Origin of the sequence: Pseudomonas sp. FP2254 (genome assembly GCF_030687695.1) — a bacterium.
Lineage (GTDB): Bacteria > Pseudomonadota > Gammaproteobacteria > Pseudomonadales > Pseudomonadaceae > Aquipseudomonas > Aquipseudomonas quebecensis.
The window spans coordinates 4,410,237-4,436,711 of record NZ_CP117444.1 but is presented as its reverse complement, the minus strand read 5'-3'; the positions used below and the strand labels follow the sequence as shown (position 1 = coordinate 4,436,711).

Here is a 26,475-nt window from a genome sequence, read left to right as displayed (position 1 = left end):
TCATTTTCCCGTTACGTCAAAGTATTTAAGGAATATCGATCATGGCTGCTAAAGAAGTTAAATTCGGCGACTCCGCCCGCAAGAAAATGCTCACTGGTGTCAACGTTCTGGCTGACGCAGTAAAAGCGACCCTGGGCCCGAAAGGCCGTAACGTGATCATCGAGAAGAGCTTCGGCGCTCCGACCATCACCAAGGACGGCGTTTCCGTCGCCAAAGAAATCGAACTGGAAGACCGTTTCGAAAACATGGGCGCGCAGCTGGTCAAAGACGTTGCCTCCCGTGCTAACGATGACGCAGGCGACGGCACCACCACCGCCACCGTTCTGGCTCAGTCGATCGTCAACGAAGGCCTCAAGGCCGTTGCTGCCGGCATGAACCCGATGGACCTGAAGCGCGGTATCGACAAGGCGACCATCGCCATCGTCAAAGAGCTGAAGAACCTGTCCAAGCCATGCGCCGACACCAAGGCCATCGCTCAGGTGGGTACCATCTCCGCCAACTCCGACAACTCCATCGGCGACATCATTGCCGAAGCCATGGAAAAAGTCGGTAAAGAAGGCGTGATCACCGTTGAAGAAGGCTCGGGCCTGGAAAACGAACTGTCGGTTGTAGAAGGCATGCAGTTCGACCGCGGCTACCTGTCTCCGTACTTCGTCAACAAGCCTGACACCATGGTTGCCGAGCTGGACAGCCCGCTGATCCTGCTGGTCGACAAGAAAATCTCCAACATCCGCGAAATGCTGCCGGTGCTGGAAGCTGTTGCCAAAGCCGGTCGCCCACTGCTGATCGTGGCTGAAGACGTTGAAGGCGAAGCCCTGGCGACTCTGGTTGTGAACAACATGCGTGGCATCGTCAAAGTCGCCGCCGTCAAGGCGCCAGGCTTCGGCGATCGTCGCAAGGCCATGCTGCAGGACATCGCCGTCTTGACCGGCGGTACCGTTATCTCCGAAGAGATCGGCCTGAGCCTGGAAAGCGCCACCCTGGAAAACCTGGGTAGCGCCAAGCGTGTGACCCTGTCCAAGGAAAACACCATCATCGTTGACGGTGCCGGCGTTGAAGGCGACATCGAGTCGCGCATCAACCAGATCCGTGCCCAGGTTGCCGAAACTTCCTCGGACTACGACCGTGAAAAACTGCAAGAGCGTCTGGCCAAGCTGTCCGGCGGCGTTGCAGTGATCAAGGTTGGCGCCGGTTCCGAAGTTGAAATGAAAGAGAAGAAGGCCCGCGTTGAAGACGCCCTGCACGCAACCCGTGCAGCCGTTGAAGAAGGTGTGGTACCTGGCGGTGGCGTTGCGCTGATCCGTGCCCTGGAAGCCCTGACTGACCTGACCGGCGACAACGCTGACCAGAACGTCGGCATCGCTGTACTGCGTCGCGCTGTTGAAGCACCACTCCGCCAGATCGCTGCCAACTCCGGCGACGAGCCAAGCGTTGTGGTCAACGAAGTCAAGAACGGCAAAGGTAACTACGGTTACAACGCTGCGACTGGCGTCTACGGCGACATGATCGAAATGGGCATCCTGGACCCAACCAAGGTAACCCGTTCGGCGCTGCAGGCAGCATCCTCCATCGGCGGTCTGATCCTGACCACCGAAGCGGCGATCGCTGATGCACCGAAGAAAGAAGGCTCGGCTGGCGGCGGTATGCCAGACATGGGCGGCATGGGTGGCATGGGCGGCATGATGTAAGCCAGCCTTACCCCCGTACTGAAAAAGCCCCGCCTGCAGTGATGCAGGCGGGGCTTTTTTATTGCTTGGGGGTCATGAGCTGGCTTAGCGCTCGGTCAGCCGTGGGCTCGTCTCCTGGGGCGCTTTCCAACTCAACAACTGTTGTTTGAACCCGTAGCTGGCGGCCTGGTAATAGGTGATTGCTCGCTGGATCAAGGGATCATCACTGCCCACTCGCGACTCCTGGCTTTCAGCCAAGGCCTGGTCGTGGCGACGCAGACCCAGGCGCGGGCTGAGAATGGCCAGGTCCTTGCCGTCGAACAGCCCCAGATGCTGGTAATTGCCGACCACCACGCGCGGCGGCAGCGGGTTATCCTGAAGCAAGTCGCGGCCGAAGAATGTCGACTCGTAGCTCAGGTTGATCAGGCCCAGCAGGGTCGGCGCCAGGTCGATCTGACTGGCCAGTTGCGCGGACTCCCGTGGGTCGATCAGTTTGGGCGCATAGATGAACAGCGGAATCTGGTAGTTGGTGATGGGCAAGTCTTCCTTGCCCGCGCTGCCGGCCGTGTGATCGGCGACGAACACGAAGATCGTGTTGTCGAACCAGGGCTTCTGACGTGCCGCGTCGAGGAATTCACCGATGGCATGGTCGGTGTATTTCACCGCGCCGTCGCGGCCATTCCCGGATTTGATATCGATGCGCCCATCCGGATAGGTGTAAGGGCGATGGTTGGAGGTAGTCATCAATTGCAGCAGGAACGGTTGCCGCTTGGCGTAATCGGCGTCGGCCAGTTTCAGGGTTTGTTTGTACAGGTCTTCGTCGGCCATGCCCCAGGCGTTTTTAAACGAGATTTCGGCCTCGGGTACGCTGCTCTGATCGACCACGCGGTAACCGTTGCCGCTGAAAAACGCGTTCATGTTATCGAAGTAACCGCGCCCACCGTACACGAATACGCTGTCATAACCGACGGCGGTGAGCTGTTGCCCGAGGCTGGCGAAACCGCTTTCACGGCCGATGCGTTTGACGATCGAGCGTCCCGGCGTAGGAGGGATCGCCAGGGTGATTGCTTCCAGGCCCCGGTCTGTGCGGGTGCCGGTGGCGTAGAAGTTATTGAAATACAGGCTTTGTTTTCGCAACGCGTCGAGGTTCGGCGTGAGATTGCGCCCGTCGCCATTGCTGCCCATGTATTTGGCGCTGAAGCTTTCGATGGTTACCAGCACGATATTGGGCGTGCTCGGCGGGCCGGAGTGGCTGATGGACCGGCGGATATCCAGCGGGTCCTGGCCGATAAAGCGGGCGTTCGGCTCGCTGAGTTCGGCGCGCAACTGGCGGGCGACCACGTCGGTCGGCAGGCTTTTGTAGAACTGCGAGTAATCCAGTTCGTTGTTACGAAAGGCTGCAAAAAACTGATATGGGCCATTACTGGCCAGCTCGTTTTTGTAGGCATTGCCGCCCTGGGCGCGGGGGCTGTCCTGACTGATCAACTGCAGGCTGAGGCCGACGGCCAGCACCAGCACCACCGCGTTGAACAAGCGGCCGCGCAACGGTGGCAGTGGTGAGGCCGTGGCGGCATTGAACGCTTTACGCAAAGCCAGGCTCAACACAATGGCCAGCATTGCCAATAAGCTGAGCAGTTTGCCGATCGGGTAGGACTCCAGCAGGTTGTTCAACACTTCGTCGGAATACACCAGGTAGTCGACGGCGATGAAGTTGAAGCGCACCCCGAACTCGTCCCAGAACAGCCATTCGGCGACCGAGGTAAACAGCATTGCGAAGAGACTGACAGTGAGTACCGCCTGCAAAAACCAGCGGTGGCCGCGACGACGCCACAGGCCCGGCGGGCATAGCAGCACGTACAGTCCCAGCGGCAGCGCTGCGTAGGCAAGAAACCCCAGGTCATACAGCAACCCCACGCCGAACACCGGCAGCAGGTTACCGCCGACTTCGTCCAAGTGAGTCAGCAACAGCACGGCACGGGTGACCAGGAAAATCAGTAACCAGGCACCGGTTATCAGCAGCAAATAGCGCATTGGCGCAGTTTTGACCAAACCCATGTCTATGTTCCTTATATAAATGGGAGGCGATGGTCGTCCTGACACTGTAATCAGTTTGTGAAGCTATAGTGAAAAACTCGTTGCCCTCTCAATTTGATTGAAAACCTTGATCCACGCGCCCTGGAGGTCTATCCCTGAGCCCGACTTGGCCTTAAGCTGCGCGAGCCAACACGGCCGTTACCGCGTACGGAGACACTGCCCATGCGAATTTTATTGGTTGAAGACAACCGCGATATTCTGGCCAACCTGGCGGACTACCTGGGGCTGAAGGGCTACACCGTCGACTGTGCGCAGGACGGGCTGTCGGGCCTGCATCTGGCCGCCACCGAACACTACGACCTGATCGTGCTCGACATCATGCTGCCGGGCATCGATGGCTACACCTTGTGCAAACGCCTGCGCGAAGATGCGCGTCGTGATACGCCGGTGATCATGCTCACCGCGCGCGATCAGTTGGACGACCGGCTGCAGGGTTTCAAGTCCGGCGCCGATGACTACCTGCTCAAGCCATTTGCCCTGTCGGAACTCGCCGCGCGCATCGAAGCGGTGCTGCGTCGTGCCCAGGGTGGGGGGCGCCGCGCGTTGCAAGTGGGCGACCTGAGCTACGACCTCGACACCCTGGAAGTGACGCGCGACGGGCGCCTGCTCAAGCTCAACCCGGTCGGCCTGAAGCTGCTGGCGGTGCTGATGCAGAAAAGCCCCCATGTGCTGCGCCGCGAAATTCTCGAAGAAGCGCTGTGGGGCGATGATTGCCCGGACAGCGACAGCCTGCGCAGCCATGTCCACCAACTGCGCCAGGTGATCGACAAACCGTTTGCCAAGCCATTGCTGCACACGGTGCACGGCGTGGGTTATCGCCTGGCCGAGGGTCGCGATGGAGTTTAAGCAAAGCCTTGCCCAGCGGATCATCATCGCGTTTGCCTTGATGAGCGCACTGGTGGCGGGCGCCTTCGCCATGGGCATCGTTGCGACGGTGCACCTGGTGGAAGAGAAGTTGATTTCAGCGGGCTTGGGCGGTGACCTGCAACGCTTGCTGCTGATGGACAGCGTCGAAGACTGGAGTCATCGACCCGAGCCGGACCAACTGTTCTATTTCAGCGGCGGGCGTGGCGACTTTGAATTGCCCAAGGATTTGCGTCATCTGGAACCGGGCTTTCACGAGGTGTTTCGCGAGTCGCTGTCGTACCACGCCATGGTCGAAGTGATCGACGGTCGGCGCTATGTGCTGCTGCAGGACCAAAGTGACTTCGAAGAGCGTGAGCGGGTGCTGTTCGCCGTGGTCCTGGTGGGCTTTGTGCTCAGCCTGGCGTTGGCGGTGTTCCTGGGATGGGTGCTGGCGCGCAAGGTAATGGCGCCGGTGGTGCGCCTGGCTCGCCAGGTGCGCCACCGTGACCAGTTGCTGGGCCTGGCACCGCCTCTGGCGCCGGACTATGCGGCTGACGAAGTGGGCGAATTGGCCGTGGCCTTCGACGCCACATTGGGCCGACTGCGCCAGGCGCTATCCCGTGAGCAGTTGTTCACCAGCGACGTAAGCCACGAGTTGCGCACCCCCCTGATGGTCCTGGCCAGTTCCTGCGAATTGCTGCTGGAAAATCCGGCCATCGATCAGCGTGGACGTAACCAGGTGCTGCGTATCGCCAGGGCCTGCGAAGAAATGCGCGAGCTGGTGCAAACCTTCCTGATGCTGGCGCGGGCGCAACACAGCGAGTCCACTATGTCGCCCCAGGTAAGCCTCACCCAGGTGGCGGAGGACTTGCTCGGCATCTGGCGCGAACCCATCGAGCAGAAGGGCCTGCAACTGATCTATCAACCGGGCAGCCCTCTGGACACGCGCTACAACACCACCTTCCTGCACGCCGTAATGGGCAACCTGCTGCGCAACGCCTTGCATTACACCGAGCAGGGCTTTATCCGCCTGACCCTGGAACCTACCGGTTTCGTGGTGGAAGACAGCGGTGTCGGTATCCCCGAAGAAAAACGCGAGGCCATGTTCGAACCGTTCGTGCGTGGCAGTGAGAAGCGCGGTGAAGGCCTGGGGCTGGGCCTGTCACTGGTGCAGCGGATCTGCGAGAACCAGGGCTGGAGTGTCAGCCTCAGTACCATGGAACCCAACGGTTGCCGCTTTCACGTTGAGTTGAGTCAGGTCAAGCCTTGACCGCGTCTGCTGCCGCTATCCTGCCATAAGCCGCCGTTATTCGGCGAAGATGGCGACTTGCTATTGATTGTCTTTGTAAAGTCTTGAAATGTATGAAGTTGGACAGGACAAGTTTTTCACAACGAGTTGACCTGGCGATCACGTATCGCTGAATAGTTTGTAGGCATCAGTCATTGGAGACCTGTTGATGCCTACCCCGATCAAACTCGAATTTTCCGAAAAGTACGACGATCAGCACGCTCAGAAATATTTGCTCAAGCATCAGGACAATTTGGCGCGCCGGTTGTCCCACAAACGCGACGAGCAATTGGCCCGAGGCGCGCTGGCGATGGCGGGCGAGCCCGGTTTGGTTTTGGACTTGCCGTGTGGCGCCGGCCGTTTCTGGCCGCTGCTGGCGGAAAAGCCCAACCGAATCATTATTGGCGCCGATAATTCCGCTTCGATGTTGAAGATAGCAACCGGCGCCCAACCGGCAGAGGTGGTGAAACGGGTACGCCCTTTGCAGACTTCAGCCTTTGATATTGATTTGCCAGATAACGCGGTCGACAGCATTTTTTGCATGCGCTTGCTGCACCACATAGGTGATCCGGCGCATCGCCTGGCGATACTGCGGGAGTTTCAGCGAGTTACCCGAGACAGCGTGATCATCTCACTGTGGGTTGACGGCAATTTCAAGGCGTGGAAGCGCAAGCGTTCGGAAGCGCGTCGTCGTAGGAAAGGTGAGCAGGAAGGTTACCAAAACAGGTTTGTGTTACCGGCTGCTACTGTAGAAGCAGAATTCGAGCAGGCGGGTTTTCGCGTTCAGGAATCCCTGGACTTCATACCGCTCTACGCCATGTGGCGGGTATACGTATTACGCAAGAGGTAACAGGATGGCAGTTGAGTGCGTAGCAGGCAGTCACGTAGCTCCAGAAGAACGCTTCGATTATTTCTGGCGTCAGCAAGGCGAGTGGGTGGAAGAGCCCAATCGTCGTCGCGGTGGTGAAAGTGGGGTACAGCGAATCAAGACCGCCAGTGGTCGTTTGCTCTACAGCAAGCGACAGACCGGGCATATTTATCGCAGTTGGCTGCATCCCTTCGGGCGCCCCACGGTGCTGCGTGAGCGTGATGCTTTGAAGGGCTTGCGCCTGCTGGATGTGCGGGTGCCGGAAATGGTCTTCTGCGAAGCACGTCGCGATCCCGAGCATCAATGGAAGGCGTTGTTGGTGACGGCTTCGCTGGATGGTTTCGACGAAATCGAAAAATGGTACGCCGCCGGTGGCCGTGAGCAGTACGGCGAGCAGGTGCACGAACGTCTGCTCAAGGAAGTGGCGACCACCCTGGCGCGCATGCACAAGGGGCGTTGGCAGCACGGCTGCCTGTACATCAAGCATATCTTTGCGCGGGTGACAGGCGAGGGCGACTCGGCCACGGTAGAAGTGGCGCTGCTGGATTTTGAAAAATGCCGCCAGCGCCTGACCGCTTATCGGGCGGCGTCCCATGACATGCTGCAACTGCGTCGCCATTCGTCGTGGAGCAGCGCCGATTGGGAAAAACTCAGCTACTTTTATGAGACGGCGTTTGGCAGCGCTATCAAGGGTTTAACCAGATGAAGCTAGAAATAGCGCGAGGTTTGTTCCTGGTGGGAGCGTTGGGCGTGGCAGCCTTGGCGCTGGCCGCCTGGGAGCAGCCTCGTACTCAGGTACTCAGCGCGTCGCAGGGCGGCGCGCAATGCCTGTTGCCGCGTGTCGCCAAGGCGAGCACGGCGGCCAAGCCCGATCATGAACTGCTGCTGTTCATGTTCGGTCTGTCTCAAGGAATGAGGCCTCAAAGTTGAAACGTTTAAACCTCCCGAACAGGGCCTTGCGATGCGAGGCCCTTTTTTTTGCGTTTTTTCCAGGCTGCCGGCTGGCGTTCACGCCAAGTGCAGGTGGTTATCCCAAAGCCCGGCCGGCAATTCCAAGGGTTTAGCCACCAACGGGGCCTGCCGGCAATCGTAGAAGCGGCACCGGCCCTGGCCCGAGGTGACCACGAACCCATCCGCCACCGCGCCCACACCGGCGCAGTCCGGCAGCGGACCGTCCAGGCGCAGCTCGCCGCTGTCCATGTCCCAGATAAAGAAGCGATTGCCGCGTGGCGCCGTCAGTGCCACCAGGCGCAACTCGCTGTGCACGGCCACGCTGGCGGTGTAATGCCCCATGGCCTGCAGTTGCGCGTCGGCCACCGGAAAAGCCATGAACGGTTGGCCTGGGCGCTTGATCGCCAGCAGTTCGGAGCGCTCCTGGGACGGGCCCATGAACTGCTGCCCGGTGAGAATCGTGCCATCGCTGGCGATGCCCATATGGCGCACGCTGTTCATCTGCTGGCCCAGGGTTTCCTTGCTGATCAGTGTGCCGTCGCGGCGCATCAGCACCAGGCTCGGCTCCATGGCGTTGAGGTTCATCTCCACGCGGCTTTCCGCTTCGGTGCGAATGCCCCCGTTGGCCACCACCAGGGTTTCACCGTCGGGCATCCATGAGACCTGGTGCGGGCCGATGCCGTGGGTGGACAGCTCGGCGCTGTGCACCAGGCGCTCGCCCTCGAACTTATACACGCCAAGGAGGCCACGGCCGGGGTCGGACGTATCGTTTTCGGTGGCGTACAGCCACTCGCCGCTCTTGTGGATTACCGCGTGGCCATAGAAGTGGCGATTGGCATTCGAGGTGATGGTTTGCAGCAGCGCGCCGTCGCGCAGGTCGATCAGGTAACTCTCGGTGCCCGGGCGACGGGCAACGAACAGCGCAATCGGCAGCGTGGGGTGGTTGATGATGTCATGGCAGCGCTGGCCGACCTGGGTAGCAAACACCTGCTTGCCGTCCAAGCGAAAGCCCACGGCGTAGTGCCTGCCGTCCGTATCGTCACGTGCCGACAGCAGCAGCGGGCCGCTGCCCTTCTGCTTGAACAGCGTCCAGCCACCCAACGTAAGTGCGCTGAGCAGCACGCTGCCGAGCGCCAAAGCCTGTCGCCTGAGCATCATCAGTCACCGTCGTTGGCGTTAAAGCCCAGTTGGATCCCCAGCGCCTTGGCCAGCTCACCTTCGTGCAGGCGATGGACCACGTTAAGGCTGTCGTAGAGATCGTTCAGCTGCTGGCGCCCGGCGTCATCGTTCAACAGTTCGTTGAGGCTGCGCTGGTTGCTGGCGAACAGTTTAAGGGACGCGGCGTAGGCGGCGTCGATCTTGTCGGCCAAGGCTTTCTGATCCGCCGGCAGCAAGCCACGCAGGCCTTTATTGTCGACGCCGACCCACACGGTCTGGGCGGCCGCGAGGCTGGCCTCCAGGCTTTGCAGCGACGACTGGCTACGCCACGCATCGGCCTGGAACGGCTGCGGGATGCCTTTGGTCTGGCGGCCCATGGGCGTGCCGAGCTTTTTCTTCAGGGTGTCCAGTGCGGTCACTTGCACCCGCAGCAGATCGGCGATCGCTTCGTGGGAATCGGCGTAACGCTGGTTAGGGAACTTGCTCATTTGCGCGAGCATGCCGTCGGTGCTGTTCCAGCTGGCCAGGATCTCTTCGGCCAGGGCTTTCTGGCGCTCGCCGATGGCCACCAGCAGCGGGCAGTAGCGGGCTTTCCGGGCGTCGTCGGCGAGGTCGGTCCTGGCGTCGTAGAGGATGTATTCGTAAGCCGACAGGCCCTGCACCACCACGCTGGACTTGGCCAGGGCGGCGCCGTCGATCTGCGGCTGGGCCTCCACCAGTTGCTCGACCTGGCGACCCACCAGGTTCTTTTTATCCGGCCAGAACTGCACTTGCCAGGCGCGATTGCCTTCTGCCAGCGGGCCGATCAGCAGCGGCTGCAGTTCGGCCCAGGCTTTTTGTGCGTGCAGGAAGTCGGCGCGGGCGGTGTCCAGGCTTTCCTTGCCTTGGCAATAGGCCAATGCGCTGACCGCCAATTGGCGGTCGGCTTCCACCCAGCGGCTGTAGGTGGGCAGGATCACTTGCTTGGCGATCGCCGCCGAGGTCACGGCCTGCGGGTCCTGGGGCGAGCAGGCACCGAGGGCAAGGGCGGCCAGGCTGGTGAACAACAACTTGGGACGGAACATGTCGAGCTCCCTTCTGTAATTGGGGCGAAGCTTATAAAGAGTTCAGGAACGCCAGCAACGCAGCGCGCTGCTCGGCATTGAAGGACAACACATGCTGCTGCGCCGCCTGGGCCTCACCGCCATGCCAGAGCACGGCTTCGAGCAGGTTGCGGGCGCGGCCGTCATGCAGAAACTGGGTATGACCGCTTACGGTTTGCGTCAAACCGATACCCCACAACGGCGGTGTGCGCCAGTCGCGGCCACCGGCCTTGAATTCGCTGCGCCGATCGGCCAGGCCTTCGCCCATGTCGTGCAGCAATAGGTCGCTGTACGGGCGGATGGTCTGGTTCGCCAGCTCAGGCTCGGCGGCATCGGTGGCGGTGGTGAACGTGGGCTTATGGCAGCCCTGGCAGCCGGCCTGATAGAACAGGTTTTTCCCGGCCAGCACCTGCGGCGCGTTGACGTCCCGGCGCACGGGCACGGCCAGGTTACGGGTATAGAACAGCACCAGGCGCAGGATGTTATCGCTGACTTCCGGCTCGCCATCGGGGCCATTGCCGTTGGGCGCCCGTTTGCAGGCGACTTGGGCGTCGGTGCAGTCATCGAAGGGTCTCAGGGTGGTGGTGAGGCCCATATCACCAGAGAACGCGTGAACATTTTGTTGATTGAGCGTGGGTTGCCCGGCTTTCCAGCCGAACCGGCCCAGCACGGTTTTCTGCTGGGCGTCGTCCCAGACCCAATTCGGCCGCCCGACAATGGCTTCGTTGTCGGCGGTTTTCGGGTCGGTGTTGCGCAGGATATCCGCGTCGCTGATCGCTTCGAGCAGGCCCAGGCCGATCATCGGCGGCGCGATGCGGGCCGAGAAGCGCGTGTCGGGGTGCATCGGGCCGTAGCCCAGTTGGGTGATTTGCAAATCCGGCTTGCGCAGTTCCACCACGGTGCCGTCCTTGAAGGTCACATTGACCGGTGTGTAGTCGACGCGCACCTTGCCTTCCGGTACGACACCCGGCACGGCCATGTCCTGCAGTTGCCCGCCGTACACGGGCTCCGGCACCACGCCCAACTGCTCGATCAGCCTGGCGTAGGGTGCAGCATCCGGTATCGACAGGCGCACCAGCATGGACACGGCGTTGGGCGCGTCGGCCAGCGGCGGGTGCCCGCGGCCGTCCTTGATATGGCAGTTCTGGCAGGCATTGGTGTTGAACAGCGGGCCCAGGCCATCGCGGGCGGTGGTGGTGGACGGCGCGATCACCCAGGGGCTGCGGAAAAAACTGTTGCCGACGCTGAAGTCCAGGCGGCGCGTGGGCGACAGGTTGGCGGAGGGCAGGGAAAACGCATTCTGGTCGTTTTTGTTCACCGTCGCTGCGCCGCCGGCTCGCGCTTCACCGGGCTCAGCCTGAGTGAAACGCGGGGCGTCATCGCACGCAACCAGGCCCAGGGCCATGAAGGCGACGCACAGACGAAAAAGCGAACGGAACATCGAGTTTCCTGGACGAATGCGAAAAAGATGGGCGCAAAGTCTAACAGGGCAGGGCGGATTGAATAAGAGCAATTATCGTTTGATGGACTCACGGACCATTCCCGCTAGAATGACCGCACATTTTTTTCTGGAGGTGGCCAATGCAGGCTCTCGACGCTTTGCTCAACCGTGTTTCCGTGCCGCGTTTGCTGGAGCCGGCACCGACCCAGGCGCAGCGCGAGGTGCTTTTCGCTGCGGCTATGCGAGCGCCGGACCACGGCCAGCTGCGTCCGTGGCGCTTTCTCACCGTCGAAGGCTCGGCCCGTGAACAGATGGGCACGCTGCTGGCTGAAGCCGCGCGCCTGCAGGACCCCGAAGCCCTGCAGGCGGTCATCGACAAAGCCCAGAACGGCCCGTTGCGCGCGCCGCTGGTGGTGGTGGTGATCGCGCGCCTGCAGGAGCATTTCAAGGTGCCCAAATCCGAACAGTTGCTGGCAGCGGCCTGCGCGGCCCACGGCATTCTGCTGGCGGCTTATGCCCAGGGAATCGGCGCGGTGTGGCGCACTGGCGAATTGTCCTACTCGGCTCACGTTGCCAAGGGCTTAGGGCTGGCGGCGAATGAGGAAGTGATTGGCTTCCTCTATCTGGGCACACCGCAGAACCCGCCGCGTACGGCGCCGAAGGAAGATGTGGCGGCGTTTGTGCAGGCTTGGACGGGTCTTTGACAATGGGGGGAGGGGGCTTGCACCCGATTGCAGTGTGTCAGTCAACTTATCTGTAGCTGACACATCGCTATCGGGGGCAAGCCCCCTCCCACTGTTGATAGTCATTGCCTGGGCTGGATCATCTGAGCCCTTAACTGACTGGCATTAGAGCAAGCCCCCTCCCACATTGGTCCCGTGGTGTTTCTTAAACTTTGAACTGATCCATGAGCTTCATCTGCTGGCTGGCCAATGCATTGAGCTGGCTGCTGATGGCCGCCGATTCGGTCGCCTGGCCGGTGAGGGTTTCGGTCACGGTGCGGATCGCCGAGACGTTGCGGTTGACCTCTTCGGCCACAGCGCTTTGCTGCTCGGCGGCGCTGGCGATCTGCAGGTTCATGTCGCTGATCACCGTGACCGCGTCGCTGATCTTGCCCAGGGCCTGTACGGCCTGATGGATCTGCCCGGCGTTGTTCTGGGCCTGGTTTTGGCTGGAATGCATGGTCGCCACCACGCCACGGGTGCCGCTCTGGATACGTTCGATCACCTGGCGAATCTCCTCCACCGAGTCCTGGGTGCGCTTGGCCAGGTTACGGACTTCGTCGGCGACGACCGCGAAACCACGGCCGCTTTCCCCTGCACGTGCCGCTTCGATTGCCGCGTTCAACGCCAGCAGGTTGGTCTGCTCGGCAATGCTGCGGATCACCTCCAGCACTGAGCCGATCTGCTCGCTGTTGACCGCCAGCGCTTCGACTTCACCCACCGCCTTGCTGACTTCGTCGGCCAGGGTGGTGATGTCGCGGGTGCTCTTCTCGATAATCTGCATGCCTTCACGCGCCGACTGGTCGGCACCGCGCGCCGCGCTGGCGGCATTGGAGGCACTGTTGGCGACGTCGTGGGCCGTGGCACTCATCTCGTTGGAAGCGGTGGCCACCTGGTCGATTTCGCGGAACTGCACCTGCATGCCTTCGCTGGTCTGGCGGGCGATGGCCGACGACTGGTCCGCCGTGCCACGGGCTTCGGTGATGCTTTGCTTGATCTGCGCGATGGTCGGCTGCAGCTTGTCGAGGAAGCGGTTGAACCAGTTCACCAGCTCGCCCAGTTCGTCCTTCTTGGCGTAGGCCAGGCGCTGGGTAAGGTCGCCTTCACCGCTGGCGATGTTCTTGAGCATGGCCGCCACGCTGTTGATCGGACGGGTTACGCCGGTGGCGGTGAGCCAGATCAGCAGCAGGCCGAGCAAGCCGGCTGCGGCCGCTACCAGCAGCGCCTTGATCGTGCCGCTGGCCTGGGCTTCGTCGAGCACCGCCTGGAGCTTGACGTTATCGGCGAGCATTACGCTTTTGGGGAGCTTGATCACCACACCCCACGGCTTGGCATCTGCAAGTGGCTTGACCGGGTACACGGCGCGAATGGTATCGCCCTGTTCGCGGATCATGCGGTTGTCACTTGCCAGCAATTGCACGATTTCCTTGCCTTCTTCGCCAAGGGTATCGATCAGGTTCTTGCCGACCCTGGCCGGTTCGCCGCTGTAGGCGGCAATCAGGCCGGTGCTGGAAAGAATCTCCAGGTGCGCCGCGCCATTGAACAGGTCTTTCTGTGCGGCGTCGGTGGTCGCTTGCAGGGCCGTCAGGGCAATGTCCACACCGACGACGCCTATCAGTTTGCCCTCCACGATCAGCGGCGAGGCGATGGTGGTCATCAGTACCTTTTGGCCTCCCACCGTATCTTCATACGGGTCCAGCAGGCAGGTGCTGCGGGTGTCCCGTGGGCAGGTATACCAAATGTTGTAGGGCGTCCCGCTGAGGGTGAGGGTCGTCTTGTTCAGGTCCTCTTCGACCATCACGGTGTTCAGGCCTTCGCCGCCGGCACGGCTCCAATAGCTGGAGAAACGCCCTTTTTCATTGGACGCGCGCGCCTTGTCGTCGAGGAATTCGCTGTCCTTGCCATCCAGGGCGTTGGGTTCGAATGACAGCCAGAAACCCAGCACCTTGCTGTTGCGATCGAACGTGGTTTTCAGGCTCTGGTTGATGTCCTCGCGCAGTGCGCCGGCTTCCAGGCCACGTTTGCTGGCCTGGATGCGCAGGTCTTTGATCTGGTCGGACAGCGCGGTCAGCGCCAACAGGCTGTCGCCGAATGTTTTCTGCAACTGCACCGCCTGTTCCGCGGCCTTGGCCTGCAGCAACTGTTCAACGCCGTCGGTGAGCATGCGCGAGCTTGAATCGCTGACCAACTGATCATTCTGGTTGGTGTTGTAGATGTTGATGCCGACCACCAGCGCTATCACCCCTAACAGGCAGAGCCCGGACAGCAGCACGATTTTCAAGCGGATAGAGAGGGTGTCGAACATAGGTTCACTCACGAATGGACGTGTTGGGTGGGCAAGGCAGGGCCAAGTCCATTCAGCGCTATGTCTGAAACATCGGCGCAACGGGTCGATTCATGAGCAGCAGGCGATAAACGGTAGGAAAACAGCTACAGCCTTTGCTGTGCGGGCACTGCCAGCCGTTCAGGGCGTGACCAGATCCACAGATTGCCCAGGCCCATGCCGACGATTGCCAGGTAAACCGGCCAGCCATGGTCGAGCATGACCAGCATCAGGACGGCGCACAGCAGCATGCTCACCGTGGCGCTGACCTTGGCGCGCCGCGCGATGATCTTGCCATTGCGCCAGTTGAACAGGATCGGTCCGAACAGGCGGTGGTTCTCCAGCCACGCGCTCAGGCGCGGTGAGCTTTTGGTGGCGGCCCAGGCGGCCAGCAGGATGAATTCGGTGGTGGGCAACCCCGGCACCACAATCGCCACCAGCCCGATGCCCAGGCTGACGTAGGCCAGCAGGCCGAAGAGGAGCTGGGCGATTTTCGAGGTGGATTGGGTTTTGCGGGTCATGGGGTATGCAACGTCAGGAACAAACCAATACAAAAGTGGAGGGGGCAGGCCCCCTCCCGCAGTCGATTGCATTTCAAATCGGCGATCAGGCCAGCTCAGGGGCGCTAGCGTACGCCTGTTCCAGCAAAACGGTGAAGCGCACAAACGCGTCAATCGCGCCTTTTTCCGCCGCGGCTTCTTCATCGGCGCTCAGGTGCAGTGCATCCAGGGTGCGAGTGAAGCTTTTCCAGCCTTCGGCACGTCCACCGGCTGGCTCAGCCAGGTGGCGGGCGCCGAAGGTTTCGCTCAGGCCCAGGCCCACGGCGCGTTTGATCAGGAACGCGGCGCCGAGTTTGGAACCCTCGGACACAAACAGCCAGCCCAAGGCTTCGGCTTTGCTCGGGTGGCTCACCGCGCCGGCCACCGGCGCCGGCACGTCGGTCTCCAGGTCGGCGAGATCGAGCCGGGCGGCTTCGGCGCGGCAACGTTCGGCCAGGTCCGGCACCAGTTCGATCAGCTCGGGATCGGTGTACAGCGCCACCAGTTCCGATTGGAACAGGTACTGCGCCACCACAAAGCGTGCGAAGTTGGCCTGGTTTTCAAACGGCGCATGGGCCTTGACCAGTGCATCGAGCCTGGCGTGCGGGGCGTGGGTGATCTGGTTCAGGCGCTGGGAGCGCAGGCTTGGGCGTTCTGCGGTAGGGGAAGCGGTCATGAAAAAGTCCTTGAGAGGGGAGCGCCTGGTTGCTCTTAAAGAGAGTGGTTATCAACTAGACGAACAAGAAGACGCAGCACAGTAAAAAATCCTCACCTCGTCACTGAAATTTCGGCGAGGTGAGGCTGGCGTGGTCAGATGTCCCAGATCACATTGATCGCCACGTTGCGGCCGGGCTGGGTCAGTCGGTCCAGGTTGGCCGGCGAGGTCACGCCGGCTTCACCGACGCCGTCGTAGCTGCGCACGTCGTCCCAGTTCCAGTACTTCTTGTCGGTAAGGTTGTAGAGGCCGCCGTTGATGGTCACGTCGCGGGTGACTTTGTAGAAGCCGGTCAGGTCGACGATCCCGAAGCCTGGCGTCTTGAATGGGCCACGGCTGGTGTTGCCGTCGGGGGCGAAAAAGGTGGTGCTGTCGACGCGGTCCTGTTTCTTCACCAGGGTCCAACTGACCAGCGCGCCATAGCGATCCTGGTCGTAGCCCAGGCCGAATACGCCTTTGAGCGGGTTGACGCTGTTGAGCGGCTCGCCGTTGTCGTCATTGCGGCCATGGGCGTAGCTGATAGCGCCTTGAGTGTAAAGACCGTGCGGCGCGCCCAGGGCATCCAGGTTCAGGCGGCCCTTGGCTTCCACGCCCTTGATGGTGGCGCGCTTGATGTTCTTGGCCTGGAAGGCTTCGACGGTGCTGCCGGCAACCACCGCGTCTTCATCGATGAAGTCGCGGTATTTGTTGTAGAACAGCGCGATGTCGAAGGAGCCCGCGTCGAACTGGCCGCGAATCCCGGTCTCGATGCCTTTGCTGGTCTCTGGCTTCAGGTCGGGATTGGGCTCCACGGTGTAGCCCTGACCGAGGTTTTCGAAGCGGCCATACAGCGCTTTGGCCGAAGGCGTGCGGAAACCTTCGGCGTATTGGCCGAACCAGGTGTATTGCTCGGTCAAGGCATAGGTCAGGCCGAATTTCGGCGTGACGCGGTGCCAGGTTTTTTCTTTGTTGCTGTGATCGTAGATCCGGTTCGGGTCCACGGTGTTGAGGAATTCCTCGGTCAATTTGGGCTTGAGCTGGGTGTAGTCGTAGCGAACGCTGGGCAGGAACGTCCACTTGTCCCAGGCGATCTGGTCCTGGGCGAACAGCGAGTAGGTGTTGATGGTCGGGTCCGGGAAGTCACTGGCCTTTTTCACACTGTCGCTGGGGGAAGGGCTGGGGGCGCCAATGGCCGTGCAGCCCGCGCCGACCGCCAGGCACGTGGCGGCACCTTCGCGGGAGCCGGTGACTTTCTGTTGTTTGAGCGTCGTGCCGTAAGTGACCTGGTGGTCGGTGGCGCCGAGGCTGAAAGCCTTATCCAGTTGTGCATCGAAGACCCACTGTTTTTCTTCATAGAGCGTTTCGCGGGTACGCAGGACGCGGCGTGATGGCTGGTAGATTTCCGCCGTGTTCTGGTCGGTCTTGGCGATCTGGTAGTTGAGGCTGGTCTTGATATGGTCGGCAATCGGTGAGTCAAGGCCGAAGCGGTTTTCAAGGCCCAAGCGTTCCCGGGTAATGGTGTCGTTGCCCGAACGGGCGCGGTAGAAGTTGAAGCCTCGGCCGCCGGTGAAAGGGCCGCCTACCGCGCTCTTCAGGTTGACGTCGCGATCATCTTTGTATTTTTCATAGGTCAATCCCAGGCGGTTATCGTCGCCGTAGTTCCACCCGAGCTTGGCCAGCACGTTGGTGGTGCGTGCGTCTTCCGGGTTGGCGCCGGTGCGGGCCAGGCCGGTGGCGTTGTTGCCGTCGTAGGATTCGGTTTCATGGCCGTTGCGCTGGCTCAGGTGCAGCAGGCCATCGACGTCCGCCACGCGGCCGGCGAAGGTGCCCGAGGTCAGCCAGCTGTCGTCGGCGGAGCTGTAGCCGGTCTTCAGGCGCGCGCCGACATCCTGGCCGGGCTTGATGATGTCCTCCGGGTCGAGGGTGAAATAGCTCACGGCGCCACCGATGGCGCTGCTGCCGTACAGGGCCGAGGCCGGACCGCGCAGAATCTCTACGCGTTTGACGATTTCGGGGTCGACGTAGTTGCGCCGGGTTTTGGCGTAGGGGCCGTTGAAGAAGTTGTCCGGTACTTCCACACCGTCCACCTGGGTGAGGATGCGGTCGCCGTCGATGCCACGGATATTGAAACCGGCGTTGCCCGAACGGCTGCCGGCACCGCTCACCGAGACGCCGGGTTCGTAGCGGGCCAGGTCGCGGATAGTGTTCACGTTCTGGCGGTCGAGTGCTTCGCGGTCGTGCACGCTGACGGTGCTTGGTACGCTGCTGATGTCCTGCGCGTTACGGGTAGCGCTGATGGTCACTTGCTGCAGGTTGAGCGTGCTGCCGGCGGCGCGTGGCTCCAGAACGATGTTATTGCTGCCCAGTTTGCGATAGGTCAGGTTGGTCCCCACCAACAGCCGGTCCAGGGCTTTTTCCGCTGCCATCGGGCCGCGCACGCCAGGAGAGGACACGCCCTGGCCGAGTTCCGCCGGCAGGCCGACCTGCCAGCCGGTCACCGCGGTAAACGCGTTGAGAGCCGAAACCAGCGGCTGCTGTTCGATGCTGAATTGATAATTGCCGTAGCTGCGCGGCGCCGGTTCAGCGGCCGTGGCGCTGGCAACCGGCAGGCCGGCCAGCAGGATGGCGGCGGTGAGCAAGGACAGAACGGGCGAAGAAGACCGGCGGTTGAAACAAGAGGACATCGAGAGCGCTCCGGGGTACGAATCTTATAGTTGCGAACCTTTCCAAATAGGAATCAGTTGCATTGGCTAAGACGAGACGTACCACCGCAGGCTATCGAGTAAAAATTATTCTCATTTAGTTGAGGATCACCAGCGCCGGGTATTCCGAAAGCTTGGCCGACGTGATGTGGGCCAGCGAGCGCACCACGTCCAGCGGCTGGTCGAGGCGATAGTTGCCGGTGACGGCGACCCTGGCGAGCTGCTCATTGGTGTTGACGATCCAGCCGGGATAATAGCGGCGTAGTTCGGCGAGCACCTGGCTCATCGGGCAGTTTTCGAAAATCAGCCGGCCCTGCACCCAGGCCAGGTCTTTGTTGATGTCCAGTTTGCCCGGCTGACCGAAGCCCTGGGGGCCGATGCGGATACTTTGCCCGGCGCTCAGGCGTACCCGGGCATCGTCGAAGGTATTGCTCAGGTCCACGTCGCCGCGCTGCACCTGCACTTGCGCCTCGCCATCGAGGTAACGCACGGCGAACGCGGTGTCGCGCACGCTGGCACGCACCGGGCCGGCGTCGATTTCCAGCGGCAGGCCACGGTTGGCGGCCACGTCGAAAAACGCTTCGCCCTGGTACAGGTGCGCGATTCGCTGCTGGTCCTGGATGCGGCTGGAAAACGCCGAATTAGTGTTGAGCAACACGTTGGCACCCTCGTCCAGTTGCAGGCGCTGACGTTCGCCGACCACGGTGAGGTGGTCGGCTTGCAGGCGCACGGGCAGGTTGCTGAAACTGCACAGCCCGATCACCAGCAAGGCGGCGGTGGCCAGCGGTTTCCAGTGTGGCCGAATACGGCGCCAGACACTCGGCCCTCGTGGCGCCGCCAGGGCTACGGCGGCGCTGTGCACTGGCGCGCCACCCCAAGCGGCCTGGGCTTTTTCGAAGGCCTGGCGATGGGCCGGATCGCAGGCCAGCCAGGCTTGGAATTCAGCCTGCTGGCCAGGTTGCGGGCACTGCAGGGCGATCAGCCAATCGAGAGCCTGGTCCATCGCCGGGTCTTGCAGCACCTCATGCGCCAACGCAAGGGGGCGCACGTTATTCGGGTCCGTCACGGTGTTCCTCGGGTCTTCGCCACGTTTTATTCATTTTTCCTACGGTTTGCGTCGACGCTTCTGTGGGATGCAGCTTAAGACTGATCCAACCGTTCGGCCACACCTACGCAGATCGCCATGATCAATTTCAGTTCCTTCTGCACCGTACTCAACGACACCCCCAGTTGGTCGGCAATCTCCTGGTAACTGCAGCCGTGCAGGCGGCTGAGGATGAATATCCGCTGCTGGCGGACGCTCAACTGACCCAGGCTGACGCTCAAATGCTCCAGCAGTTGTTCGGCCTGGGTCGCGTCTTCGGGGGTAGTGATCGGCGCGGCAACGCTTTGCAGGATTTGCAGCGGTACGTCTTCCTGCAGGGTGCGCGCCTGGATCTTGCGCGCGCGCAGGTGATCCAGCGCCAGATTGCGCGCCGTCTGATAGACGAAAGGTTCCAGATGATCGATCGGCCGCTCGCTCAGGGCCCGGGTCACGCGCAGGTAGGTTTCCTGCAGAAGGTCTTCGGCGGTGCTGTGGTTATGCACCATCCGTTGCAGGGTGCGCAGCAGGATCGCCCGTTGAGTGAGAAAAACATGGTTGAAGCGAGATTGGCTCACAGTGATACCAGACCGATAGGCAGTTAATGATAATGCTTATCATCAACGCAAATGGCAAGTGGCTATTCTGTTCTGCGCTACACCAAAACCATAGTGGGAGGAGGCAACCCCCCTCCCACGCAAACTAAATTATTCGGCGTTGCAGAGTGCCAGGCAGTTATCCAGCATTCGGTTGGAGAAGCCCCACTCGTTGTCGTACCAGGCGAGCACTTTCAGCAATTTACCGCTGACCTTGGTGTGATTGGCGTCGAAGATCGACGACAGCGGGTTGTGGTTGAAGTCGCTGGAAACCAGCGGCAGGGTGTTGTAGCCGAGAATTTTGGAGTGCTGGCTGGCGTCCTTGAGCAGCGCGTTGACTTGCTCGGCCGTGGCTTCTTTCTTCAGTTGCACGGTGAGGTCCACCAGGGACACGTTGATCACCGGCACCCGCACGGCCATGCCGGTCAGTTTGCCCGCCAGTTCCGGCAGCACCAGGCCGACCGCTTCGGCGGCGCCGGTCTTGCTCGGGATCATGTTCTGGGTGGCCGAACGCGCGCGGTACGGGTCGGTGTGGTACACGTCGGTCAGGTTCTGGTCGTTGGTGTAGGCGTGGATTGTGGTCATCAAGCCGCTTTCGATGCCCAGTTCACGGTGCAGCACCTGGGCCACCGGCGCCAGGCAGTTGGTGGTGCACGAGGCGTTGGAGATGATCTGATGGGATTGACGCAGGATGTCATGGTTAACGCCGTAGACCACGGTGGCGTCTGCGCCCTTGGCGGGGGCGGAGATGATCACTTTGCGCGCGCCGGCAGTGATATGGGCGGCGGCCTTGGCGCGATCGGTGAACAGGCCGGTGCATTCAAACACCACGTCGATGTTCAGCGCGGCCCACGGCAGTTCGGCCGGGTTGCGAATGGCACTCACGGCAATCCGGTCGCCATTGACGGTCAGGCTTTCCTGATCGTGGGCAACCTCTGCATCGAAAGTACCGTGTACGGTGTCGAATTTGAGCAAGTGGGCATTGATCGAACTGTCGCCCAGATCATTGATGGCGACGATCTGCAAATCCTGGCGGTAGCCTTGGGTATACAGTGCGCGCAGGACATTACGGCCGATACGGCCAAAACCATTGATTGCGATACGAAGAGTCATTGGAGAGTGCCTGTCGTCGATTTGTTGTAAGAATTACAAGATTATTCGCATAAAAATAGAAAACAAGCCTTTTTAGTGGCAATATTTTGTTCAATCTACAACGAGTGACCTGAATCAACTGGTCCGATGATCCAAACGACACCCTGCCATCCCATGCGCTGCGGGCGTTTGATCAGCATAGACACTCAGGTCGCCACATCCGTTAGCCTGGAGTTCTACACATGCATCCCCGCGTCCTTGAGGTCACCGAACGGCTTATCGCCCGCAGCCGCGCCACCCGCCAGGCTTACCTTGCGCTCATTCGCGGCGCCGCCAGCGACGGCCCGATGCGCGGCAAGCTGCAATGCGCCAACTTCGCCCACGGCGTGGCCGGTTGCGGCACCGAAGACAAACAGAGCCTGCGCATGATGAACGCCGCTAACGTGGCAATTGTTTCTTCATATAACGACATGCTCTCGGCGCATCAGCCCTACGAACATTTCCCTGAACAAATAAAGAAAGCCCTGCGTGAAGTCGGCTCGGTCGGCCAGTTCGCCGGCGGCACCCCGGCGATGTGCGACGGCGTAACCCAGGGCGAGCCGGGCATGGAGCTGAGCCTGCTCAGCCGTGAAGTCATCGCCATGTCCACGGCAGTGGCGCTGTCGCACAACATGTTCGATGCGGCACTGATGCTGGGAATCTGCGACAAGATCGTGCCCGGCCTGATGATGGGCGCACTGCGCTACGGCCACCTGCCGATGATCTTCGTGCCGGGCGGGCCGATGCCGTCGGGCATCTCCAACAAGCAGAAGGCCGATGTGCGCCAGCGCTACGCCGAAGGCAAGGCCAGCCGCGAAGAGCTGCTGGAGTCGGAGATGCAGTCCTATCACAGCCCCGGCACCTGCACCTTCTATGGCACGGCCAACACCAACCAACTGCTGATGGAAGTGATGGGCCTGCACCTGCCTGGCGCTTCGTTCGTCAACCCATATACGCCGCTGCGTGACGCACTGACCCGCGAAGCCGCGCATCAGGTCACGCGCCTGACCAAGGTCAACGGCAACTTCACCCCGATCGGCGAAATCGTCGACGAAAAATCCATCGTCAATTCCATCGTGGCTCTGAATGCCACCGGCGGCTCCACCAATCACACCCTGCACATGCCGGCCATCGCCATGTCGGCGGGTATCATCCTGACCTGGCAGGACATGGCCGACCTCTCCGAGGTGGTACCGACCCTGTCCCACGTCTATCCAAACGGCAAGGCCGACATCAACCACTTCCAGGCGGCGGGGGGCATGTCGTTCCTGATTCGTGAACTGCTTGAAGCCGGCCTGCTGCATGAAGACGTCAACACCGTGGCCGGCAAGGGGCTGAGTCGCTACACCCAGGAACCGTTCCTGGTCGACGGCGAGCTGATCTGGCGCGACGGCCCGATCGAGAGCCTCGACGAAGCCATCCTGCGCCCGGTGGCCCGCGCGTTCTCGCCCGAAGGCGGCCTGCGCGTGATGGAAGGCAACCTCGGCCGTGGCGTGATGAAAGTCTCGGCCGTGGCCCTCGAGCACCAGATCGTCGAAGCGCCGGCGGTGGTGTTCCAGGACCAACAGGACCTGGCCGATGCGTTCAAGGCCGGCGAGTTGGAGAAAGACTTCGTCGCGGTGATGCGTTTCCAGGGCCCGCGCTCCAATGGCATGCCGGAACTGCACAAAATGACGCCGTTTCTTGGCGTGTTGCAGGACCGTGGCTTCAAAGTGGCGTTGGTGACAGACGGGCGCATGTCCGGCGCGTCGGGTAAGATCCCCGCCGCGATCCATGTGAACCCCGAAGCTCAAAGCGGCGGGCCGCTGGCACGCGTGCGCGATGGCGATATCATTCGCGTGGATGGCGTCAAAGGCACCCTGGAGCTTAAGGTGGACGCCGAAGAATTCGCAGCGCGCGCGCCTGCCACGGGTCTGTTGGGCAACAACGTGGGGGCCGGTCGCGAGCTGTTTGCATTTATGCGCTTGGCCGCAAGCTCCGCAGAGCAGGGCGCCAGCGCCTTTACCTCTGCCCTGGAGACGCTTAAGTGAAGTTAGCGCTGGTCGGTGACATTGGCGGTACCAACGCGCGTTTTGCGTTGTGGCGGGATCAGGCCCTGCATTCGATCCGCGTGCACGCCACGGCGGACTATGACAGTCCCGAGGCGGCCATCCTGGTTTACCTCATGGAAGAAGGCCTGCAAATCGGCGATATCGGCGCGGTATGCCTGTCGGTGGCCGGGCCGGTGAGTGGCGATGAGTTCAAGTTCACCAACAATCACTGGCGCTTGAGCAAGACCGCTTTCTGCAAGACGCTGCAGGTGGATGAGCTGCTGCTGATCAACGATTTTTCGGCCATGGCCCTGGGGATGACCCGGCTGCAGCCCGATGAATTTCGCGTGGTCTGCCAGGGCACGCCGGAACCGCTGCGTCCGGCGGTGGTGATCGGGCCAGGCACGGGGCTGGGCGTCGGCACATTGCTGGATCTTGGCGCGGGTCGTTTCGCGGCCTTGCCGGGGGAGGGCGGCCATGTCGACCTGCCTTTGAGCAGCCCGAGGGAAACCCAGCTGTGGCAGCATATCTATAACGAAATCGGCCACGTCAGCGCAGAGACGGCCTTGAGCGGTGGTGGTTTGCCGCGTCTGTATCGGGCAATCTGTGCGGTTGATGGCCACACGCCGCAGCTGGACACGCCCGAAGCCATCACGGCGGCTGGCCTGGCCGGCGACCCGATTGCCATGGAAGTGTTGGACCAGTTCAGCATCTGGCTGGGCCGAGTGGCGGGTAACAATGTACTGACCACCGGTGGACGTGGTGGTGTGTATATCGTGGGCGGGGTAATACCGAGGTTTGCCGACTTCTTCATTCAAAGCGGCTTTGCCGGGAGCTTTCGTGACAAGGGCTGCATGAGCGACTACTTCAACGGTATTCCGGTGTGGCTGGTGACCGCGCCGTATTCCGGCTTGACCGGGGCGGGTGTGGCGCTGGAGCAGGCATTTGCTTAGGCAGTGATGGCTTCCCACATCAGTGTGGAAGGGGCTTGCCCCCATGAGGCCTTCAACTACACCGCATAACAACAAGGAGGACCCCGTGAGCGTAATCAGTAAATCGATTCTCCTCGTCGACGACGACCAGGAAATCCGCGAGTTGCTGCAGACCTACCTCAGTCGCGCCGGTTTCCAGGTGCGGGGGGTGCCGGATGGCGCGGGATTCCGTCAGGCGATGAACGAGGCGCCGTGCGACCTGGTCATCCTCGATGTGATGTTGCCGGACGAAGATGGTTTCAGCCTGTGCCGCTGGATTCGCCAGCACCCGCGCCAGGCGCAGGTGCCGATCATCATGCTTACCGCCAGCTCCGACGAAGCCGACCGCGTGATCGGCCTGGAGCTGGGCGCCGATGACTACATCGGCAAGCCGTTCAGCCCGCGTGAGCTGCAGGCGCGGATCAAGGCGCTGTTGCGCCGCTGCCAGTTCCAGGAGCGCAACACCGGGGGCGATGTGCTGGTGTTCGACGAATGGCGGCTGGACATGATCAGCCACCGGCTGTTCCACGTCGATGGCGAAGAAGTGATCCTGTCCGGGGCCGACTTTGCCCTGCTCAAACTGTTTCTCGACCATCCCCAGGAAATCCTCGACCGCGACACCATCGGCAACGCCACCCGTGGCCGCGACCTGATGCCGCTGGACCGTATCGTCGACATGGCCGTCAGCCGCCTGCGCCAACGCCTGCGCGATACCGAAAAACCTCCGCGGCTGATTCGCACCGTGCGCGGCAGCGGCTATCAACTGGCAGCCAACGTGGTTGCCGGCAATGCCCATTGAGCCGGTGAGCGAACGGCGTCGCCGGTTTCCGGTACCGCGCTCGCTATTGGGGCGCATGCTGTTGCTCACATTGCTGGCAGTGCTGTTCGCCCAGGCACTGTCCAGCGTGATCTGGGTCTCGCAGTTGCGCGCCACCCAGCTCGAAGGCCTGGTCACCAGCGCGCGCAGCCTGGCGCATTCGATGACCGCCAGCGTGAGTTATTTCCGCTCGCTGCCGGTGGCCTATCGCCCGTTGGTGCTTGACCAACTGCGCAGCATGGGCGGCACCCGCTTTGTGGTGACCCTCAACGATCGCCCGCTGGACATGCAGGTGCTGCCCGAAACCCCGCGCAAACAGGCGGTGCTGACCGCGGTGGATGAAGTGCTGCGTCAGACCCTGGGCGCCGATGTGCATATCTCGGTGGAGTTCGTCAGCGCCGAAGACCTGCGGATTTTCAACGCCGGCCTCAAACTCGATGAATTGCCACGCTCCTGGGCGCACTACGCACTGACCCTGGAACCGGTGAACCCGCCGGTGCTGGTGACCCAGATTCAACTGGCGCCCGGCGAGTGGCTGTATATCGCCTCGCTGTTGCCCGAGCCCTACACCAGTCTGGAAGAGCAGGGCCTACCGTCCCAGCAGGTGTGGTTTATCGTGCTGACCAGCGGCTTTCTACTCCTGTTCATAGGCCTGCTGGTGCATTGGCAGAGTCGGCCCCTCAAGCGCCTGGCGCTGGCGGCGCGGGACATGTCCCTGGGCGCCGACGTCGAGCCGGTGGCCGAGGGCGGCGGCAGTGAAGTGGTGGAAGTGGGCCGTGCGTTCAATGCCATGCGCGAGCGCATCAGCCGCTACCTGACCGAACGCAGCCAGTTGTTCAGTGCGATTTCCCACGATCTGCGTACACCCATCACGCGCCTGCGCCTGCGCGTGGAACTGTTGGAAGACGAGAACCTGCAGGCCAAGTTCGGTCGTGACCTGGATGAGCTGGAATTGCTGGTCAAGGGCGCGCTGCAATGCGTGAAAGACACCGATATTCACGAGAACATCCAGCCGGTCGACCTCAACCATGTACTCGAATGCCTGGTGGAGCCGTACGTGGCGCCCAACGGCAACGGCCGCGTGACCCTGGATGGCATGGCGCTGGCGGCGTACCCGGGCAAACCGTTGGCGCTCAAACGCTGCATCGGCAACCTGATCGACAACGCGTTGAAGTACGGGCAGAACGCCCATTTGCATATTGAGGACGACGGCGCGGAATTCATCCTGCATGTGGATGACGAAGGCCCCGGTGTACCGGAGCAACGTCTGGAGCAAGTGTTCGAGCCGCACTTTCGCCTCGCCGGCCAGCAGCAGGGCTACGGCCTGGGGTTGGGCATCGCACGCAACATTGCCCACAGCCATGGCGGTGAGGTGAGCTTGCAGAACCTGCGCGAGGGCGGCTTGCGCGTCACCCTGCAACTGCCCCGAACCCTGGACTGATAACACGATTGGACAAAGGTGGGAGGGGCGGTG

At 61.6% G+C, this 26,475-nt stretch carries 22 protein-coding genes and 1 pseudogene; 11 read left to right on the top strand and 12 right to left on the bottom strand.

Annotated features, from left to right (window positions below):
* Positions 1–41 precede the first annotated feature (41 nt).
* The gene (gene groL / locus PSH94_RS20425; RefSeq protein ID WP_181078947.1) at positions 42–1,688 is read left to right on the top strand and encodes a chaperonin GroEL; all 1,647 of its coding nucleotides are present in this window, start codon (positions 42–44) and stop codon (positions 1,686–1,688) included.
* 84 nt (positions 1,689–1,772) lie between these two features.
* On the opposite strand, the gene PSH94_RS20420 is transcribed toward groL, so the two are convergent.
* On the bottom strand, positions 1,773–3,722 hold the full coding sequence (locus PSH94_RS20420) for an LTA synthase family protein (RefSeq protein ID WP_181078949.1): 1,950 nt from the start codon (positions 3,720–3,722) through the stop codon (positions 1,773–1,775).
* Positions 3,723–3,923: 201 nt separating this feature from the next.
* On the opposite strand from PSH94_RS20420, the gene colR reads away from it, so the two are divergent.
* From colR to PSH94_RS20395, 5 genes are all read left to right on the top strand, one after another.
* Positions 3,924–4,607 carry a two-component system response regulator ColR gene (gene colR, locus PSH94_RS20415; RefSeq protein WP_266246588.1) on the top strand — a complete coding sequence of 228 codons (684 nt, stop codon included), beginning with the start codon at positions 3,924–3,926 and terminating at the stop codon, positions 4,605–4,607.
* The gene (locus tag PSH94_RS20410) at positions 4,597–5,877 is read left to right on the top strand and encodes a HAMP domain-containing sensor histidine kinase (protein WP_181078951.1); all 1,281 of its coding nucleotides are present in this window, start codon (positions 4,597–4,599) and stop codon (positions 5,875–5,877) included. Before colR ends, PSH94_RS20410 begins: the two co-directional genes overlap by 11 nt.
* Positions 5,878–6,064: 187 nt before the next feature.
* Entirely contained in the window at positions 6,065–6,745 is a 681-nt protein-coding gene (locus PSH94_RS20405; protein ID WP_181078953.1) for a class I SAM-dependent methyltransferase, read from the top strand.
* A gap of 4 nt (positions 6,746–6,749) precedes the next feature.
* On the top strand, positions 6,750–7,469 hold the full coding sequence (locus tag PSH94_RS20400) for a lipopolysaccharide kinase InaA family protein (protein ID WP_181078955.1): 720 nt from the start codon (positions 6,750–6,752) through the stop codon (positions 7,467–7,469).
* Positions 7,466–7,693: a hypothetical protein gene (locus PSH94_RS20395; RefSeq protein WP_181078957.1), complete on the top strand. Its 228-nt coding sequence runs from the start codon at positions 7,466–7,468 to the stop codon at positions 7,691–7,693. Before PSH94_RS20400 ends, PSH94_RS20395 begins: the two co-directional genes overlap by 4 nt.
* 78 nt (positions 7,694–7,771) lie before the next feature.
* Here PSH94_RS20395 and PSH94_RS20390 read toward each other — a convergent pair whose 3' ends face one another.
* From PSH94_RS20390 to PSH94_RS20380, 3 genes are read right to left on the bottom strand one after another with little or no spacing between them, the layout of a single operon-like run.
* The gene (locus PSH94_RS20390; protein WP_181079096.1) at positions 7,772–8,869 is read right to left on the bottom strand and encodes a DUF1513 domain-containing protein; all 1,098 of its coding nucleotides are present in this window, start codon (positions 8,867–8,869) and stop codon (positions 7,772–7,774) included.
* A 2-nt stretch (positions 8,870–8,871) separates the two neighbouring features.
* The gene (locus tag PSH94_RS20385; RefSeq protein WP_285428719.1) at positions 8,872–9,936 is read right to left on the bottom strand and encodes an imelysin family protein; all 1,065 of its coding nucleotides are present in this window, start codon (positions 9,934–9,936) and stop codon (positions 8,872–8,874) included.
* Between the two features lie 31 nt (positions 9,937–9,967).
* Positions 9,968–11,395 carry a di-heme oxidoredictase family protein gene (locus PSH94_RS20380; RefSeq protein WP_305435632.1) on the bottom strand — a complete coding sequence of 476 codons (1,428 nt, stop codon included), beginning with the start codon at positions 11,393–11,395 and terminating at the stop codon, positions 9,968–9,970.
* A gap of 140 nt (positions 11,396–11,535) precedes the next feature.
* Here PSH94_RS20380 and PSH94_RS20375 point away from each other — a divergent pair, with 140 nt between their 5' ends.
* Positions 11,536–12,099: a nitroreductase family protein gene (locus tag PSH94_RS20375; RefSeq protein WP_305435631.1), complete on the top strand. Its 564-nt coding sequence runs from the start codon at positions 11,536–11,538 to the stop codon at positions 12,097–12,099.
* 184 nt (positions 12,100–12,283) lie between these two features.
* Here PSH94_RS20375 and PSH94_RS26210 read toward each other — a convergent pair whose 3' ends face one another.
* The 8 genes and pseudogenes from PSH94_RS26210 to gap all read right to left on the bottom strand — a co-directional run bounded on the left by PSH94_RS26210 (position 12,284) and on the right by gap (position 21,165).
* Positions 12,284–12,988: a methyl-accepting chemotaxis protein gene (locus tag PSH94_RS26210; protein WP_370694784.1), complete on the bottom strand. Its 705-nt coding sequence runs from the start codon at positions 12,986–12,988 to the stop codon at positions 12,284–12,286.
* Between the two features lie 201 nt (positions 12,989–13,189).
* Positions 13,190–13,246 (bottom strand): annotated as a pseudogene (locus tag PSH94_RS26205) (hypothetical protein); the annotation flags it as partial.
* A gap of 1,301 nt (positions 13,247–14,547) precedes the next feature.
* Entirely contained in the window at positions 14,548–14,961 is a 414-nt protein-coding gene (locus tag PSH94_RS20365) for a YbaN family protein (protein ID WP_266246580.1), read from the bottom strand.
* 85 nt (positions 14,962–15,046) lie between these two features.
* Complete coding sequence (locus PSH94_RS20360) at positions 15,047–15,655, bottom strand: biliverdin-producing heme oxygenase (protein ID WP_181078969.1); 609 nt, start codon at positions 15,653–15,655, stop codon at positions 15,047–15,049.
* Positions 15,656–15,789: 134 nt separating this feature from the next.
* Entirely contained in the window at positions 15,790–18,357 is a 2,568-nt protein-coding gene (locus PSH94_RS20355; protein WP_305435630.1) for a TonB-dependent receptor, read from the bottom strand.
* Between the two features lie 115 nt (positions 18,358–18,472).
* On the bottom strand, positions 18,473–19,441 hold the full coding sequence (locus PSH94_RS20350) for a FecR domain-containing protein (protein WP_305435629.1): 969 nt from the start codon (positions 19,439–19,441) through the stop codon (positions 18,473–18,475).
* Between the two features lie 74 nt (positions 19,442–19,515).
* Positions 19,516–20,034, bottom strand: coding sequence for an RNA polymerase sigma factor (locus PSH94_RS20345; protein ID WP_266246574.1), 519 nt, complete (start codon positions 20,032–20,034; stop codon positions 19,516–19,518).
* 129 nt (positions 20,035–20,163) lie between these two features.
* Positions 20,164–21,165, bottom strand: a complete 1,002-nt coding sequence (gap, locus tag PSH94_RS20340; protein ID WP_181078976.1) for a type I glyceraldehyde-3-phosphate dehydrogenase — start codon at positions 21,163–21,165, stop codon at positions 20,164–20,166.
* 221 nt (positions 21,166–21,386) lie between these two features.
* Between gap and edd the strand changes: the two genes are divergently transcribed.
* The 4 genes from edd to PSH94_RS20320 are packed head-to-tail and all read left to right on the top strand — an operon-like array spanning position 21,387 to position 26,442.
* Positions 21,387–23,213: a phosphogluconate dehydratase gene (edd, locus tag PSH94_RS20335; protein WP_305435628.1), complete on the top strand. Its 1,827-nt coding sequence runs from the start codon at positions 21,387–21,389 to the stop codon at positions 23,211–23,213.
* The gene (locus tag PSH94_RS20330) at positions 23,210–24,166 is read left to right on the top strand and encodes a glucokinase (RefSeq protein WP_305435627.1); all 957 of its coding nucleotides are present in this window, start codon (positions 23,210–23,212) and stop codon (positions 24,164–24,166) included. Before edd ends, PSH94_RS20330 begins: the two co-directional genes overlap by 4 nt.
* Positions 24,167–24,209: 43 nt before the next feature.
* Positions 24,210–24,983 carry a response regulator transcription factor gene (locus tag PSH94_RS20325; RefSeq protein ID WP_219855273.1) on the top strand — a complete coding sequence of 258 codons (774 nt, stop codon included), beginning with the start codon at positions 24,210–24,212 and terminating at the stop codon, positions 24,981–24,983.
* Positions 24,973–26,442 carry an ATP-binding protein gene (locus tag PSH94_RS20320; protein ID WP_181078984.1) on the top strand — a complete coding sequence of 490 codons (1,470 nt, stop codon included), beginning with the start codon at positions 24,973–24,975 and terminating at the stop codon, positions 26,440–26,442. The genes PSH94_RS20325 and PSH94_RS20320 overlap by 11 nt, the downstream gene beginning before the upstream one ends.
* Positions 26,443–26,475 lie beyond the last annotated feature (33 nt).

What these genes read in the sequence shown, in the direction of transcription:
- PSH94_RS20360 (WP_181078969.1), bottom strand. Translation starts at nt 15,655, where the DNA reads ATGACCGCTTCCCCTACCGCAGAACGCCCAAGCCTGCGCTCCCAGCGC.
- PSH94_RS20420 (WP_181078949.1), bottom strand. Translation starts at nt 3,722, where the DNA reads ATGGGTTTGGTCAAAACTGCGCCAATGCGCTATTTGCTGCTGATAACC.
- PSH94_RS20405 (WP_181078953.1), top strand. Translation starts at nt 6,065, where the DNA reads ATGCCTACCCCGATCAAACTCGAATTTTCCGAAAAGTACGACGATCAG.
- colR (WP_266246588.1), top strand. Translation starts at nt 3,924, where the DNA reads ATGCGAATTTTATTGGTTGAAGACAACCGCGATATTCTGGCCAACCTG.
- groL (WP_181078947.1), top strand. Translation starts at nt 42, where the DNA reads ATGGCTGCTAAAGAAGTTAAATTCGGCGACTCCGCCCGCAAGAAAATG.
- PSH94_RS26210 (WP_370694784.1), bottom strand. Translation starts at nt 12,988, where the DNA reads ATGAGTGCCACGGCCCACGACGTCGCCAACAGTGCCTCCAATGCCGCC.
- PSH94_RS20390 (WP_181079096.1), bottom strand. Translation starts at nt 8,869, where the DNA reads ATGCTCAGGCGACAGGCTTTGGCGCTCGGCAGCGTGCTGCTCAGCGCA.
- PSH94_RS20365 (WP_266246580.1), bottom strand. Translation starts at nt 14,961, where the DNA reads ATGACCCGCAAAACCCAATCCACCTCGAAAATCGCCCAGCTCCTCTTC.
- PSH94_RS20395 (WP_181078957.1), top strand. Translation starts at nt 7,466, where the DNA reads ATGAAGCTAGAAATAGCGCGAGGTTTGTTCCTGGTGGGAGCGTTGGGC.
- PSH94_RS20400 (WP_181078955.1), top strand. Translation starts at nt 6,750, where the DNA reads ATGGCAGTTGAGTGCGTAGCAGGCAGTCACGTAGCTCCAGAAGAACGC.
- PSH94_RS20355 (WP_305435630.1), bottom strand. Translation starts at nt 18,357, where the DNA reads ATGTCCTCTTGTTTCAACCGCCGGTCTTCTTCGCCCGTTCTGTCCTTG.
- PSH94_RS20320 (WP_181078984.1), top strand. Translation starts at nt 24,973, where the DNA reads ATGCCCATTGAGCCGGTGAGCGAACGGCGTCGCCGGTTTCCGGTACCG.
- PSH94_RS20325 (WP_219855273.1), top strand. Translation starts at nt 24,210, where the DNA reads ATGAGGCCTTCAACTACACCGCATAACAACAAGGAGGACCCCGTGAGC.
- PSH94_RS20375 (WP_305435631.1), top strand. Translation starts at nt 11,536, where the DNA reads ATGCAGGCTCTCGACGCTTTGCTCAACCGTGTTTCCGTGCCGCGTTTG.
- PSH94_RS20385 (WP_285428719.1), bottom strand. Translation starts at nt 9,936, where the DNA reads ATGTTCCGTCCCAAGTTGTTGTTCACCAGCCTGGCCGCCCTTGCCCTC.
- PSH94_RS20410 (WP_181078951.1), top strand. Translation starts at nt 4,597, where the DNA reads ATGGAGTTTAAGCAAAGCCTTGCCCAGCGGATCATCATCGCGTTTGCC.
- PSH94_RS20380 (WP_305435632.1), bottom strand. Translation starts at nt 11,395, where the DNA reads ATGTTCCGTTCGCTTTTTCGTCTGTGCGTCGCCTTCATGGCCCTGGGC.
- gap (WP_181078976.1), bottom strand. Translation starts at nt 21,165, where the DNA reads ATGACTCTTCGTATCGCAATCAATGGTTTTGGCCGTATCGGCCGTAAT.
- edd (WP_305435628.1), top strand. Translation starts at nt 21,387, where the DNA reads ATGCATCCCCGCGTCCTTGAGGTCACCGAACGGCTTATCGCCCGCAGC.